Source organism: Cellvibrio polysaccharolyticus (assembly GCF_015182315.1).
Classification (GTDB): domain Bacteria; phylum Pseudomonadota; class Gammaproteobacteria; order Pseudomonadales; family Cellvibrionaceae; genus Cellvibrio; species Cellvibrio polysaccharolyticus.
The window spans coordinates 1,609,645-1,624,220 of record NZ_PRDL01000001.1 but is presented as its reverse complement, the minus strand read 5'-3'; the positions used below and the strand labels follow the sequence as shown (position 1 = coordinate 1,624,220).

13 protein-coding genes are annotated in these 14,576 nt (G+C 50.9%); 2 read left to right on the top strand and 11 right to left on the bottom strand.

What is annotated here, in order from left to right; all coding sequences use genetic code 11:
- Window positions 1-8: 8 nt before the first annotated feature.
- Together C4F51_RS06965 and C4F51_RS06960 are read left to right on the top strand one after the other, a co-directional pair.
- On the top strand, window positions 9-734 hold the full coding sequence (locus tag C4F51_RS06965; RefSeq protein WP_193908421.1) for a DUF3108 domain-containing protein: 726 nt from the start codon (window positions 9-11) through the stop codon (window positions 732-734).
- 70 nt (window positions 735-804) lie between these two features.
- Window positions 805-1,287: an FKBP-type peptidyl-prolyl cis-trans isomerase gene (locus tag C4F51_RS06960; protein WP_193908419.1), complete on the top strand. Its 483-nt coding sequence runs from the start codon at window positions 805-807 to the stop codon at window positions 1,285-1,287.
- 33 nt (window positions 1,288-1,320) lie between these two features.
- Here C4F51_RS06960 and C4F51_RS06955 read toward each other — a convergent pair whose 3' ends face one another.
- From C4F51_RS06955 to bamA, 11 genes are all read right to left on the bottom strand, one after another.
- A complete protein-coding gene (locus C4F51_RS06955) occupies window positions 1,321-1,506 on the bottom strand; it encodes a hypothetical protein (protein WP_193908417.1) in 186 nt (61 codons plus the stop codon).
- A gap of 191 nt (window positions 1,507-1,697) precedes the next feature.
- A complete protein-coding gene (locus tag C4F51_RS06950) occupies window positions 1,698-2,645 on the bottom strand; it encodes an acetyl-CoA carboxylase carboxyltransferase subunit alpha (protein ID WP_193908415.1) in 948 nt (315 codons plus the stop codon).
- Between the two features lie 200 nt (window positions 2,646-2,845).
- The gene (locus C4F51_RS06945; RefSeq protein WP_193908413.1) at window positions 2,846-3,460 is read right to left on the bottom strand and encodes a hydrolase TatD; all 615 of its coding nucleotides are present in this window, start codon (window positions 3,458-3,460) and stop codon (window positions 2,846-2,848) included.
- 26 nt (window positions 3,461-3,486) lie between these two features.
- Window positions 3,487-6,987, bottom strand: coding sequence for a DNA polymerase III subunit alpha (gene dnaE, locus C4F51_RS06940; protein WP_193908410.1), 3,501 nt, complete (start codon window positions 6,985-6,987; stop codon window positions 3,487-3,489).
- A 48-nt stretch (window positions 6,988-7,035) separates the two neighbouring features.
- Window positions 7,036-7,644: a ribonuclease HII gene (gene rnhB / locus C4F51_RS06935; protein WP_193908408.1), complete on the bottom strand. Its 609-nt coding sequence runs from the start codon at window positions 7,642-7,644 to the stop codon at window positions 7,036-7,038.
- Window positions 7,637-8,809 carry a lipid-A-disaccharide synthase gene (lpxB, locus tag C4F51_RS06930; protein ID WP_328701320.1) on the bottom strand — a complete coding sequence of 391 codons (1,173 nt, stop codon included), beginning with the start codon at window positions 8,807-8,809 and terminating at the stop codon, window positions 7,637-7,639. The genes rnhB and lpxB overlap by 8 nt, the downstream gene beginning before the upstream one ends.
- Before the next feature lie 10 nt (window positions 8,810-8,819).
- Window positions 8,820-9,590, bottom strand: coding sequence for an acyl-ACP--UDP-N-acetylglucosamine O-acyltransferase (gene lpxA, locus C4F51_RS06925; protein WP_193912428.1), 771 nt, complete (start codon window positions 9,588-9,590; stop codon window positions 8,820-8,822).
- A gap of 193 nt (window positions 9,591-9,783) precedes the next feature.
- Window positions 9,784-10,221: a 3-hydroxyacyl-ACP dehydratase FabZ gene (gene fabZ / locus C4F51_RS06920; protein WP_193908404.1), complete on the bottom strand. Its 438-nt coding sequence runs from the start codon at window positions 10,219-10,221 to the stop codon at window positions 9,784-9,786.
- A gap of 45 nt (window positions 10,222-10,266) precedes the next feature.
- Window positions 10,267-11,301: a UDP-3-O-(3-hydroxymyristoyl)glucosamine N-acyltransferase gene (lpxD, locus tag C4F51_RS06915; RefSeq protein ID WP_193908402.1), complete on the bottom strand. Its 1,035-nt coding sequence runs from the start codon at window positions 11,299-11,301 to the stop codon at window positions 10,267-10,269.
- A 16-nt stretch (window positions 11,302-11,317) separates the two neighbouring features.
- A complete protein-coding gene (locus C4F51_RS06910; protein WP_328701319.1) occupies window positions 11,318-11,830 on the bottom strand; it encodes an OmpH family outer membrane protein in 513 nt (170 codons plus the stop codon).
- A 47-nt stretch (window positions 11,831-11,877) separates the two neighbouring features.
- Window positions 11,878-14,529, bottom strand: coding sequence for an outer membrane protein assembly factor BamA (bamA, locus tag C4F51_RS06905; protein WP_193908400.1), 2,652 nt, complete (start codon window positions 14,527-14,529; stop codon window positions 11,878-11,880).
- Between the last annotated feature and the right edge of the window lie 47 nt (window positions 14,530-14,576).

Genomic DNA, 14,576 nt, shown 5'->3' with positions numbered 1-14,576 from the left:
ACTACCTGATGAATCCGGTACTGCGTTCGTTATTCGCCACAGCTGCTCTTGCCTTCAGCTCAACACTGCTGGCTGCGGAGCTTCCGAACACCTTCCACAATCAATATGTGTCCAGTGCGCTGGGCTTCAAAATTACCGTGACCCATTCTCTTGAACAACTGGAGAACGGCCGGCAAAAAATGAATTTCCGTGCGGAATCCTGGTTTGCCAGTATTGATGAAGTCAGTTACCTGGAGTGGAATGACGAAAAATCGCAAGTATTACCCCTGCACTATATTTACAAGCGACGGGGCGTAGGCCGCAACAAGGATACCGACATTGCGTTTGAGTGGGCGGAAGGCAGAATCGTGGATAATCTGGCCAGCAGCAGCAAGCCGCTGGATACCTCAAAGCGCATCCAGGACAAACTCAGTTACCAGCTGCAACTGCAACAGGACTTACTGGACGGCAAAACCCAATTTGCTTACACCATCGCAGATGGCGGTAACACGCTTCGTGAATATGCCTTTGAGGTCGTTGGCGAAGAAACGCTGGATACGCCGCTCGGCAAGGTCAATACCGTCAAAGTGAAACGCAGCCGCGAAAACAGTGACCGGGTCACTTTTGCGTGGCTGGCAAAAGAGTGGGACTATTTACTGGTGCGGATGCAGCAGGAAGAAAAAGGCGATACTTATACCATCACGCTTAACAAAGCGAATATGAATGGCAAAGAGATCAAATCGTTTCAGAAATAAAGCGGTGCCCTGCGCCGCTGTTTGCTTTAACTCAACAGCTTGATTTAACTTACCAATAGGCTCTACAACTATGAATATTACTGAAAACTGCGTTGCCAGCTTCCATTACACCCTGACCGACGGCTCTGGCAAAGTGCTGGATTCATCAGAGGGCCAGGAGCCACTGTCTTACCTGCACGGTGCAGGCAATATCATTCCAGGTTTGGAAAAAGAATTGCTGGGCAAAAAAGTAGGCGACAAGCTGAATGTTTCTGTTAAAGCTGCAGAAGCCTATGGTGAGCGCGATGACAGCATGGTGCAAAAATTGCCATCCAGTATGTTCAGCGGCGTAGACAGCATTGAAGCCGGTATGGAATTTCATGCAGAAACCGAACACGGCCTGCAAGTTGTTACCGTAACCTCGGTTGAAAATGATGAAGTCACTATTGACGGCAACCACCCGTTAGCCGGCGTTGATTTGACCTTTGATGTGGAAATTACTGAAATTCGTGCAGCAACCGAAGAAGAAGTAAACCATGGCCACGCGCACGGCGCTGGCGGTCATCACCACTAAGCAAAAAATTCGGGAGCTTCGGCTCCCGAATGCTTATTTGGCCTCCACTTTTTGCGCATCGCAACGCGCACAGCGATACACCGTCACCAACTTCCCCTGCTTCACATCAAACTGTTTTTCTTTTACAACAAGCCATTTATGAAAACCGCTTTTGCACAGGGATTTTCCTTTGTGTTTTTCAAACGGCGATGGTTTTTTGAAAGGAATTACGTCACCCATATAGCCAGCTCTTTTATTAACAACACGTTTATTGTGACCACCAGTATCTTGTTATTGCAAAAAAATATTGACCGGAAAATGGCAGAAGCCATTTCAATGGCATGCCGGAAATTGCCCGGATAGAGACAGGCATAAAAAAACCGCCAACAGAATCTGAGGGCGGTTTTTTTGAAGCGTATTAATACCGTAAATTAATTACCGTAACTCATTAATCGCTTGTAACGACGCTCAATCAACGCATCCAGTGGTTCACCGGACAGACGATCCAGCTGCACAACCAAGCGCTGCTTCAGGTTGGCCGCCATTTGATCTACGTTTCGGTGCGCGCCGCCCAGAGGTTCGGGGATGGTTTCATCCACAATACCCAGGTCTTCCAGCACTTTGGAGGTAACACCCATCGCCTGGGCTGCATCCGGTGCCTTGGCAACAGTTTTCCAGATAATGTTGGCGCAACCTTCCGGCGAGATTACAAAATAGGTGGAGTATTGCAGCATGTTCAGGTGGTCACCCACACCAATAGCCAATGCGCCACCGGATGAACCTTCACCAATTACCGTACAGATAATCGGCGTACGCAAACGCGACATAACCGCCAGGTTTTGCGCAATGGCTTCAGAGATGCCACGCTCTTCCGAGTCGATACCCGGGTAAGCACCGGGGGTGTCAATCAGGGTCAGCACCGGCAATTTGAAACGCTCGGCCATCTCCATCAAGCGCAGGGCTTTACGGTAGCCTTCCGGTTTTGGCATACCAAAGTTGCGGTAAACCTTGTCGTGTACGCTGCGCCCTTTTTCTTCGGCAACCACCATAACCGGCTTGCCATCAAGACGACCTACACCGGCGATAATCGCTTTGTCATCGCCAAAATGGCGATCACCATGCAATTCATCCCAGTCGGTAAAAATACGGGAAATGTAATCTGAAGCGTAAGGACGCAACGGATGACGCGCAACTTTTACCACATCCCACGGGGTGAGATTGGCATAGATGCTTTCAGTCAGTTTGGTGCTTTTTTCGCGTAGTTTTCCAATTTCGTCGGCAATATTCACATCACTGCTATTGCCTACCAATTGCAGCTCTTCAATTTTGCCTTCAAGGTCGGCAATCGGCTGTTCGAAGTCCAGATAGTTCAGGTTCATATGTTGTAACGGCTCGATGTCTGGGCAGTGTGAGACTGCCTGGAAGTTTTAAGCAGGTGCCAATGACGCAAAAAGTCCGAATGGGGACCGGTTTTATCAACATCATCGAAAGGACGCTACCTTACGCGAAAGCGCCCGTTTAGTCATCCTTTTAGCGATATTTTCCGTGCAATAAAGCAGTTTTTGACGGCTATACCGCATCAATCCTGCGCGGTTGAAGCCAGCTCCCGCACCTCAAAGCTTACCGCTCCCAGAGCAAGTGCCAGGGCTCTGCATTCGCCTGCAGACTGCTGTAAATCAGTGTGGGTAAAACATTCGACGCGCAGATTTGCCGCCACACAGACTTCAATAAACTGACATAAGCGATTAAAAAGCGCGGGTTCGACCTGCAACAATCGGGCATAGGCGGATGGATTGCCCGCTGGCAAAAAAAACTGCAGGGTTTCTACCCCGGCATCTGCCAGGCTCACCGCCAGCGATTGCATATCCGGTTCGCCCACCAGGCCAAAGCTCGCCACGGCAACCGGTACACCATGACGATGCAGCTTGAATTCTTCTACGGCCGCCAACAGCACATCCGGCTTGAGCAACGGATCACCCCGGCCGCCGAACACAATACCATTCAGCTCTTCTTCAATACTGGCGCTTGCTTCGTAACCTTGCTGATAGTTACTTTCGATGGCTTGCAATACCTGATCAACCGCCAGGTCATCCTTTAACTCTGCATCAGAAATCGCGAGCAACGGGTGTTGCACCGGCAGCTGCGCGGTAATCTCCACATGCAACACTCCCTGATTAAACCAGGTCACTGTCATTCGGTTTATCCTCCGCTCGCAAGCTGTCAGTAAATCAACCGGACGCTGTCTTTGCCGTACTGGTCGCGCAGGCGCTGCAGTAATTCATCGTCCGGCCTTATGCGCCAGGCGGCACCCAATTTCAATTCTGCACGGGCATCACTACGGGAATAGTCGATAACAATCGAACAATTACCATCGCGGTAAGGTTCCAGCGATTCGGCCAGACGCTTGGAAAAGTCAGGCATCAACTGGCCAGCGTTAAGTTTCAAGGCGACTTCCCGCGCTTTTTCCTGGCGCACGTCGGCCAATAAGCGAATCGAGTCGGCACGCATTTTTAACATGCCGCTAAAGTCGTCGTAACTCACCTGCCCGCCAATCACCAGCATGTTATCCATCGATAACAACTCGCGGTGCTGGTTGTAAGTATCAGCAAAAATAGCGACTTCAATGCGCGCCGTTCGGTCATCGAGGGTGACAAACGCCATGGTGTCGCCGCGCTTGGTTTTCATCACCCGTTGGGCAACCACGAGGCCCGCCAACGTCTGGTTGTTTTTCTCCGGTTTCAGATCGCCGATCCGGGAGCTAATCAGATGCGGCAGCTCCACTTCATATTCGTCAATCGGGTGGCCGGTGAGATACAAGCCCAGTGTTTCTTTTTCAGCGTGCAACCGCTCCTTGATAGTCCAGGCGCGGGTTTTGCGGAAATCGCGGTAAACGTCTTCATCACCGGCGGTGGTGGAAATTACATCGCCGAATAAATCCGTCATGCCGGCACTGGTATTGGCCGCCGCCTGTTCGGCGGTTCGCACCGCTTCATTCATAGAGGCAAACATGGCGGCGCGGTCATGATCAATACCGGCACCGTCAATCAAATTGTCTGCGGCGCCGGAGCGGATCAGTGCTTCCAGTGCACGTTTGTTAACTTTGCGCGGATCAACGCGGGCACAAAAATCAAATAGATTCAGAAATGGCCCGCCCTGCTGGCGAGCGGCAATAATACTCTCTACCGGCCCTTCACCCAGCCCTTTGATGGCACCCAAGCCGTAAATAATGTTGCCTTTATCATCCACCGTGAAATGGAATTCGCCGCTGTTTACATCAGGCGGCAAGAGCCGCAATTTCATCTGGCGACATTCTTCAATGAAGGTCACCACCTTGTCGGTTTTATCCATGTCCGACGACATGGTGGCTGCCATAAAGTGCGCCGGGTAATGCGCTTTCAGCCAGGCGGTTTGATAAGACACCAGCGCATAGGCAGCCGAGTGCGATTTGTTAAAACCGTAGCCGGCGAACTTTTCTACCAGGTCAAAAATACGGGTAGCCAGCTCCGGGTCAACCCCTTGAGAGGCAGCCCCCTCGGCAAATACCGCCCGCTGCTTGGCCATTTCTTCGGGTTTTTTCTTACCCATGGCACGACGCAACATATCAGCGCCACCCAGCGTATAACCGGCCAGCACCTGCGCGATCTGCATGACCTGTTCCTGATAGACGATAACCCCGTAAGTGGGCTCGAGTACCGGTTTCAGGCTCATGTGTTGGAAATTGGCATCGGGATAGGCAACCTGGGCACGACCGTGCTTCCGGTTGATAAAGTCATCCACCATGCCCGATTCCAGCGGCCCAGGCCGGAACAGCGCCACCAGAGCGATAAGATCTTCGAGGTTATCCGGCTGCAGACGTTTGATCAGGTCTTTCATACCGCGGGATTCCAGCTGGAACACTGCGGTGGTTTCGGCACGTTTTAACAACGCAAAGGTTTTTGGATCGTCCAGCGGAATGGCGCTGATATCCAGCGGTTCTTCGCCTTTTTTTACGCGCTGTTTGTCGATCATCAAACGCGCCCAGTCGATGATGGTCAGCGTGCGCAAGCCGAGGAAGTCAAACTTGACCAGCCCCGCTTCTTCCACATCGTTTTTATCAAACTGGGTAACCAGACCACCGCCGCTTTCGTCGCAGTAGAGCGGTGAAAAGTCGGTCAGTTTGGTAGGGGCAATAACCACACCACCAGCGTGTTTACCGACGTTTCTGGTGAGACCTTCAAGCTGGGTGGCCATATCCCAGATTTCCTGGGCGTCGCCATCGATTTCGAGGAATTCGCGCAGTACTGCTTCCTGCTCCAGCGCTACTGCCAGTGTCATGCCTGGCGTAGGCGGAATCATTTTTGACAGCTTATCGGCCAGCCCGTAAGACTTGCCCTGCACCCGCGCCACATCGCGCACTACCGCTTTGGCGGCCATGGTACCGAAGGTAATAATCTGGCTGACCGCATCACGTCCGTAGTTATCGGCTACGTAGGAAATCACCTTGTCGCGATTGTCCATGCAGAAGTCGATATCGAAGTCGGGCATGGAAACCCGTTCCGGGTTGAGAAAGCGCTCGAACAGCAAATCGTATTGCAGGGGATCAAGGTCGGTAATTTTCAGTGCGTAAGCGACCAGCGAGCCGGCACCCGAACCCCGCCCCGGGCCTACCGGGATATCGTGGTCTTTGGCCCACTGAATAAAGTCCATTACGATCAGGAAGTAACCGGAGAACCCCATCTGGATAATGATATCCAGCTCGAAGGACAAACGGTCATCGTATACGTTGCGGTCCACTGCGTAGGTGGCCGAGTTTTTATCGAGAATTCGCTCGAGACGATCTTCCAGACCTTCGGCACACAATTTGCGAAAAAAGTCGGCTTCGGTCAGCCCTTCGGGCACCGGGTATTCCGGCAAAAAATACTTGCCCATCTGGATGGTGACATTACAACGGCAGGCAATCGCCAGAGTGTTTTCGATCGCCTCGGGAATATCACTGAACAGCTCGCACATCTCTTCGGCAGAGCGTAAATATTGTTGATCACTGTAGCGGCGTTCGCGACGGGGGTCATCAAGTGTGCGACCTTCGCTGATACATACCCGTGCTTCGTGTACCTCGAATTCATCCTGGCGTAAAAAACGCACATCGTTGGTAGCCACCACCGGACATTGCAGTTGTTCTGCCAGAGCAACCACCTGATGCAGATGGTTTTCATCGTTCTCGCGTCCGGTGCGCTGCAACTCCAGATAAAAGCGATCAGGAAATTCCCGCATCCACTCTTGCAATAAACTTTGCGCCTGGGCAGCACGACCCGCCAGCAGCGACATACCCACGTCGCCCCATTTACCGCCTGAAAGCGCGATCACGCCCTCGCTGTGCTCACCCACCCAGGATCGCTGCACGTAGGCAACGCCCTGAGCCTGGCCATGCTGCCAGGCGCGGGAGATCAGTTCAGTAATATTTCTGTAGCCGATATCGTTCATCGCCAGCAGCGTCAGCAACACCGGTTTGCCTTCGCTGTCCTGGGGGGCAATTAAAAAATCACTACCGGCAATCGGTTTGATACCGGTGCCCTGCGCCGCTTTGTAAAATTTGATCAGACCATAAAAATTGGTTTGATCAGTGATTGCGCAGGCGGGCATGTTCAGTTCAGCCACGCGTTTTACGAGCGGCTTGATTCTCACCAGACTGTCAGCCAGCGAGAATTCAGTGTGTAAACGAAGATGAACGAAATTGGCGACCATAGTTATAAACATTATGAGGCGGCATAGCGTGCCGCCGGGAGAGAGAAGTTACAGCAGTTCCAATTGCGCGATGCGTAATTTGACCGGTGCATAAGACACACGGTGCACCGGGCTGACGCCCAGCCTGTCCAAAGCCTCCAGATGCACTTTGGTCGGGTAACCTTTGTGGCCGGCAAAACCGTAACCGGGGTAGTCGCTGTCGAGCGCGCACATTTCACGATCGCGCGTGACTTTAGCCAGAATGGACGCGGCACTGATCGCCGCCACCCGACTATCGCCTTTTACCACGGCTTCGGAAGCATAGTTCCATTTCGGCAATTTATTACCGTCAACCAGCACATATTCCGGCGTTATCGACAAACCATCCACAGCGCGCTTCATCGCCAACAAACTGGCCTGCAAAATATTTAACGTGTCGATTTCAGCAACAGAAGCTCGGGCAATGCACCAGCTCTTTGCTTTCAGTTGAATTTCTTCAAACAAATATTCACGGCGTTTTTCGGTCAGCTTTTTTGAATCGTTAAGCCCTTCCACCGGATTTTCCGGGTCCAGAATTACCGCCGCGGTAACCACATCCCACGCCAGGGGGCCACGCCCTACTTCATCAACACCGGCTAACAAATGCCCTTGATAAGCGGGCACAAAAAGATCATGCATGTTCAATCTCCGCGATGGGTTGCCGTGCACGCACCAGCGCTGCAACCGCATCGGCGGCACGTTCACTGGCGTCGCGACGAAGTTGTTCGTGCATCCGGTAAAACTCCAGCTTCAGCGTTTCGGCCTGCTCCGGAAAGTCAAAATAATGCATCAACGCATTGGTCATTTTTTCAGGTGTTGCATTGTCCTGCAGCAGCTCGGGAACCATCAACCGACCGGCCAGCAAATTGGGTAAACCGACAAACGGCGTTTTTATCATGCGCGACAGAATCGCCCATGACATCCACGCCAGACGGTAGGCAATCACCATGGGGCGCTTCAACAGCATAGCCTCCAAAGCGGTAGTGCCCGAGGCAATTAATAAGGCATCCGCTGCAATCATTACCTGTTGCGATTGCCCCTGCACCAGTTGAATGGGCAGCTCCGCATAGTCATCGAGCAATAAATGTAACTGCCGATAGCGATCCGGGTTGGCAGCGGGAATAATAAATCGCAGCGACGGGTCACGCTTGAAGCACAGCGAAGCCGTTTGCAAAAACAGGTCTCCAAGCATCTCCACTTCGTTATGCCGGCTGCCTGGTAACAAGGCAATTACCCTGGCATTTTCGGGGATGTGAAACTGTTCGCGGGCAGCTTTCTGGTCAATATCGAGGGGGATTTCATCCGCCAGATGATGACCCACAAACTCAACGGGAACATGGTTTTTTTGATAAAACTCGGCTTCAAACGGCAGCAGCGTCAGCATCAAATCCACACTGCGGGCAATTTTTACGATGCGTTTTTGTCGCCAGGCCCAAACCGATGGGCTGACATAATGCACCGTGGCAATGCCTGCCGCTTTGAGCTTTTCTTCGATAGTGAGATTAAAATCGGGAGAGTCCACGCCGATAAATACCGCCGGTGGATTTTCGATGAAGTGCTCAATCAGAAAACGACGGATACGCAGCAGTTCCGGCAAGCGTTTGAGCGGCTCAACCAGGCCCATTACCGCCAGGCGATCCTGCGGGAAAAACGATTCAAAACCCAGCGCCAACATACGCGGACCACCAATGCCACAAAACTCGGCATCGGGAAAGCGTTTACGCAAGCTGTTCATCAAAGCGGCGCCGAGAATGTCTCCCGAGGCCTCCCCTACTACGATACCAATGCGCAAACGAGCCGTCACAAAGCCTCCGTCAGCGGACAATACCGCGGGTCGATGATTCCAGAGATTCAATAAGAGCATTAAGCGGCTGGCAACCGGTTGCCATATCGCGCAATTCCTTCAAGGCTTCTTCCAGCGTTAAACCACGGCGATAAATCAGTTTGTAAGCACGGGTCAGCTGTGCGATGTCTTCTTTTTCAAAACCGCGACGACGAAGGCCTTCAGCATTGATATTTTTAGCCTCTGCCGGGCTACCGTTAACCATCACGTAGGCCGGAACATCCTTGCCAATCGCCGTTCCCATACCGCTGAAGCTGTGAGCGCCAATGCGGCAAAATTGATGCACCAGGGTGAAGCCCGAAAGAATAGCCCAGTCACCAATATGCACATGACCAGCCAAAGCGGTGTTGTTAACCAGAATACAGTGGTTACCAATCACGCTGTCGTGGCCAACGTGTACGTAGGCCATCAAAAGGTTGTCGTTACCAATTGTGGTTTCGTGGCGATCCTGAATGGTGCCGCGGTGAATAGTGACGCCTTCCCGAATAATATTGTTGTCGCCAATCACCAGGCGGGTGGGTTCGCCTTTATATTTCAGGTCAGGCGTATCTTCTCCTACCGAGGAGAACTGCAAAATACGGTTATTTTTACCAATTACCGTTGGGCCTTTCAGCACCACATGGGAAGAAATAATCGTACCGGCACCAATTTCCACGCCGGGGCCAATGGTCGTCCATGGCCCTACTTGTACATCAGGAGCCAATTTGGCATCTGGATGAATAATTGCCTGAGGATCAATCAAAATAGGATTCTCGCGATAAATACCGTTCAATACCTGTATCTGGACGTTTGACCTGCTTCCGTATTAAGGCAGAAGCGCCAGTTTAAACATCCAGCAACCCTTTGGCAGGGTAAATCACGGCTCATCAAAAAACAGAAAGCAGGTTACGGGTTGCCGTTAACCTGCTTGCAATAAAACCAACCGGGCAAAATACTCAGATTTTGCGATCAGCACACAAAATAGTAGCGGAGGCGGCTAAAACACCATCAACCGTCGCCTTGCACTCAAACTTCCAGATACCACGCTTGCTGGAGATCACACGCGACTCCAGCTGCAAACGATCACCCGGCACAACCTGACGCTTGAAGCGCACATCATCAATGCCGGCAAATAAATAGATAGAGCCATCATCCGGTGTTTTGTTCATGCTTTTAAAGCCGAGAATACCGGAGGCCTGAGCCATCGCTTCAATGATCATCACACCTGGAAATACCGGTGCCTGCGGGAAGTGGCCATTGAAAACTTCTTCATTAACAGTAATGTTTTTGTAAGCAATAATTGATTCGCCGTCAACTATCTCAACAACCCTGTCTATCAACAAAAATGGATAACGATGAGGAAGATATTTACGGATTTCATTGACATCCATCATGGTCGAAGACCCCTGCATACGCCACATTGGCGTTGTAATAGTAGATTACGATAAATCGTGTTTTTGTAATGCTTTTTCGAGCGAGCGAATTCTATTAGCAAGAGAATCGAGCTGTCTGAAGCGGACCGCATTCTTACGCCACTCGCGCGTAGGCGCAAGTACTGTTCCTGAAGAATATGAGCCAGGTTCGGTAATTGTCGCACTTACCATACTCATTCCGGTAATGTGTACATCGTTAGCGATACTTATATGACCAACCACCCCGACACCGCCCGACAAGGTGGAGTTATCACCAATGTCCACGCTGCCGGAAATTCCGGTCATAGCCGCAATAGCAATGTTTTTGCCCATGCGTACATTGTGCGCGGTATGGACGATATTGTCGATTTTTACGCCATCACCAATGATCGTATCATCAAGCGCGCCCCGGTCAACCGTGGAGGTTGCACCTATTTCAACGCGATTACCAATGACCACACGGCCCAGCTGATAAATTTTCACCCAGGATTTGTCACTGGCGCGCGCAAAGCCGAAGCCGTCCGCACCAATCACTGCCGAGCTGTGAATAAGGCATTCATCGCCAACAATCACGTCTTCATAAAGCGTTACATTGGCGGCAAACCGGGTAAATTTGCCCACTTTGCAATCATCGCCAATTACCGTTCCGGGACCAATAATGGTGCCTTCACCAATAACACAGCGATTACCAATCACGGCATTAGGACCCACAGCAACGCCTTCACCCAACTCAACCTGCTCGCCAATCACCGCGGAAGGATGAATGCCTTGCAAGGAAGATGGACGACTGAAGAGTTTAGTGAGCTTTGCATAAGCCAGATAAGGGTTGGCAATCACCAATTTGTTACCAGCAAACGTTTCCGCAAGGTCAGGAGCAATAATCACTGCACCGGCACGGGTTTCTGCGAGGTATTTTTGATAGGTAGCATTGGAAAGAAAGCTGATTTGCCGGGAGTCGGCAGTGAGCAAATTGGCAATGCCTTCAATAACAAGATCCGGATCACCAACCAGCTCAGCACCGAGGTGCTGAGCCAGATGGGCCAGAGAATAGGTTCTGGTCAACGGTATAATCCTGGACTTACTTGGCTTTGTTCAACAGTTCGGTCAACTTCGGGGTGATGTCGTAAGCCGGGGTTGCATGAATAGCAGCCTGACTGTTCAACACCAAACCAATATTGTCAGAAGCGATCAGTTGCTCCAGTACGGTGCGGGTTTTGGCGCTCAGGTCTTGCAGCACTTTTTGCATAACCGCTTGTTGCTCAGCCTGCAGTTTTTTACCAACCAGCTCGTAGTCAGCACGAACATATTCTACTTTCTTACGGTGTTCGGCTTGCTGATCAGCAGACCAGGTGAGGCCGTCTTTTTCAGCAGAGGCTTGCAGTTTTTTCATGTCTGCAACCAGGCCATCAAGCTTGGCTTTGAGCGAGGCAAATTCCGGGTTTTTGTCCAGTTTTGCCAGCTCTTTTTGAGCCACTTCAGTGCTCAGCATAGCCGCCTGAATATCAACAATCACCACCTTGCCCTGTGCCAGACTTGCTGCTGAGAATACACACAACAGCACAGCAGCAAAGATTTTTTGTATCGCAGTCACAATGTTTTCCTCGTTATTTAAAATTAAACCCACCGATCAACCGGTGATTAAAAAGTCTGACCCAGTGAGAACTGGAAGAACTCATCTCTGTCGAGATCGCCTTTCCTGATCGGGCGAGAAATGCTGAACGTCATCGGACCGAACCCTGAAATCCAGGTCAATCCGAAGCCGGATGACATCACGATTTTTGACAGATCGACATCATAGCAATTCGGCTGGCGAGCGCCACAGTTTGTATCAAAAACATTACCAGCATCGACAAAGAAAGTGGTTTGCAGCATACGCTGATCTTTGATGAATGGCAGCGGGAATAACACTTCGGCGCCACCTTGAATCAATACGTTACCACCGAAGGCGCCACGCGTTCTGCCGGTGTAGACTTGCTGGTTCTCGACCGCTACGATTTGCCCCGGATCACAAATAGCACCGGCGGGCAGTGGCGCACTCGGATCGTTACACAACAGGAAAACCTGGGTGCCGCGCTCATTACTCTGGACAATACCGTCCCCGTTAACATCATCCCATGAAGCTTGCACTGGAGATGCAGATCTCAATGGGGAGATACGAGGCCCCAAGGTATTACGCTCAAAACCACGCACCGACCCAAATCCACCGGCATAGAAATTTTCAAAGAACGGCAACTCGTCCATATCACCGTAAGCGTCTGCATAACCAAGACGGGTGTGCAAACGCAAGGTCAGAGAGCGAGTTAGCGGCTGGAACATTTGGGCAGTGTAATCAAACTTGTAATACTCAAGATCCCCCCCCGGTAACGAGACCTCAAATGACAAGCGCTGGGACGCACCACGGTTTGCCAGAATACCGCGATTGAGGGTCGATTTGGCCCAGTAAATACCAGCCTGCACATCATTGAAAGTTTTACCATAAACATCAAGGAAGCCTGGCTCGCCGAACATATCCTCGGTTACTGTTCCAAGCTCTATGCTTCCCGCAGGAAAGTCGATTCCAGAATTTAACGACTCATTTATGTAAGCAAATTGATCCTGGTCGATGTAACGGGCACCATCAATGAAAGCTGGCGAACGCTGAATTTCCTGAGAAGCATTTTGGTTAGGTTTAACTTCAAGGCTACGCAAACCGATATCAAAACCAATCCGCTCGATATCAGAGATCGGATAACCAAATGTCATCTTGCCGCCGTATACATCGGTGCTATAGCCAGAGATGTTGGCGTAGTAGTAGTCACTGCTCTGGTAATAGAGGTTAAAGCCGCGGCTTACACCATCAACGGTGAAATAGGGGTCGTTGTAGGTAAAGTTGTAACCGGTCTGGAAGCGGCTGTGGCTCAAGTTAAAGCCCACCTGCTTACCGGTACCGAACCAGTTATTCTGAGTAATACCCGCAGAAAACAACATACCGGAATATTGCGCATAACCGATTTGCAGGTTCATGCTGCCTGAAGGCTGCTCTTCAACGGTAAAATCAACATCCACCTGATCGGTGGTGCCCGGCACTTCTACGGTATCAACCTTAACGTCTTTGAAGAAGCCAAGACGCTCCAGACGAACCTTGGAGTGCTCAATTTGTGCTGTAGACGCAGAACCACCTTCCATCTGACGCATTTCACGGCGTAATACTTCGTCGATGGTTTTGGTGTTGCCGCGGAAATTGATACGGTTAACGTAAGCACGCTTGCCCGGATCGATGAAGAAAGTAATTTTTACCGTTTTGTCTTCATCATTCCGCTCCGGAATACCTTCTACTTTAGCGAAGGTATAACCTTCATTGCCCAGGCGCTGGGTAATGTACTCGGATGACGTTGTCATCAAAATCTGGGAGAAGTTTTGCTCCGGGCGAACCATAATCAAACGACGAACAATTTCCTCGTCAATCGCCGGATCCCCAGCCAACTCCACTTCGCTGACTTTATAGATCTCGCCTTCGCTAACGTTGGCGGTAATAAAAATCTGCGATTTATCCGGGCTCAGCGAAACCTGAGTGGAGTTAACTTTGAAATTAAGGTAACCACGGTCAAGGTACCAGGACTCCAGACGCTCCAGATCACCTTTCAGTTTTTCGCGGGAGTATTTGTCATTACCGCTGATCCATGACAACCAGCCGGAAGATTTCAATTCGAACAGGTCGGTCAGCTCGGCATCGTTAAACGCCTGATTACCAACCACGTTGATTTTTTTGATGCGGGCAACCGTGCCTTCGGTAATGTCAATTTTTACCTTGACCTGGTTACGCGGCAGGTCTTCAACGTCAATTTTGACGCTGGCGCCATAGCGACCCTGCCCAATATATTCGCGTTGCAGCGCCTGGGTGATACCTTCGAGGGTAGCACGCTGGAAAATTTGCCCTTCGGCGAGGTCGTTCTGCTTCAAGCTGTCGAGCAGACTTTCCGACTTGATAACCTTGTTACCTTTCAGTTCAATCGCGTTAATCGCCGGGCGCTCTTTAATCACCAGCACCAGCACATCGCCATCACGACCGATAGAAACATCAGCAAAATACCCGACTTTAAACAGTTCGCGGGTTGCTGACTGAATGTCAGCTTGCGTCAGCACATCGCCAACACGAATAGGTAAAGCACTGAATACGCTACCGGCAGAAACCCGCTGAAGCCCCTCAACCCGAATGTCACTGACCCGAAAACTGTCAGATTGAGCCTGTCCGGTCAGGGTAACCATCAACAGGCCAAGACCGCAGAAAAAACGCTTCGAAACTCGCTTCATATTTATCTGTTCTGAAAGTAATGATTAATGTCGGTAGCCGAAGATGA

Bases quoted from the DNA above. Each gene is read 5' to 3' on its own strand.
- C4F51_RS06965 (WP_193908421.1), top strand. From the start codon at position 9: ATGAATCCGGTACTGCGTTCGTTATTCGCCACAGCTGCTCTTGCCTTC.
- C4F51_RS06960 (WP_193908419.1), top strand. From the start codon at position 805: ATGAATATTACTGAAAACTGCGTTGCCAGCTTCCATTACACCCTGACC.
- C4F51_RS06955 (WP_193908417.1), bottom strand. From the start codon at position 1,506: ATGGGTGACGTAATTCCTTTCAAAAAACCATCGCCGTTTGAAAAACAC.
- C4F51_RS06950 (WP_193908415.1), bottom strand. From the start codon at position 2,645: ATGAACCTGAACTATCTGGACTTCGAACAGCCGATTGCCGACCTTGAA.
- C4F51_RS06945 (WP_193908413.1), bottom strand. From the start codon at position 3,460: ATGACAGTGACCTGGTTTAATCAGGGAGTGTTGCATGTGGAGATTACC.
- dnaE (WP_193908410.1), bottom strand. From the start codon at position 6,987: ATGGTCGCCAATTTCGTTCATCTTCGTTTACACACTGAATTCTCGCTG.
- rnhB (WP_193908408.1), bottom strand. From the start codon at position 7,644: ATGCATGATCTTTTTGTGCCCGCTTATCAAGGGCATTTGTTAGCCGGT.
- fabZ (WP_193908404.1), bottom strand. From the start codon at position 10,221: ATGATGGATGTCAATGAAATCCGTAAATATCTTCCTCATCGTTATCCA.
- bamA (WP_193908400.1), bottom strand. From the start codon at position 14,529: ATGAAGCGAGTTTCGAAGCGTTTTTTCTGCGGTCTTGGCCTGTTGATG.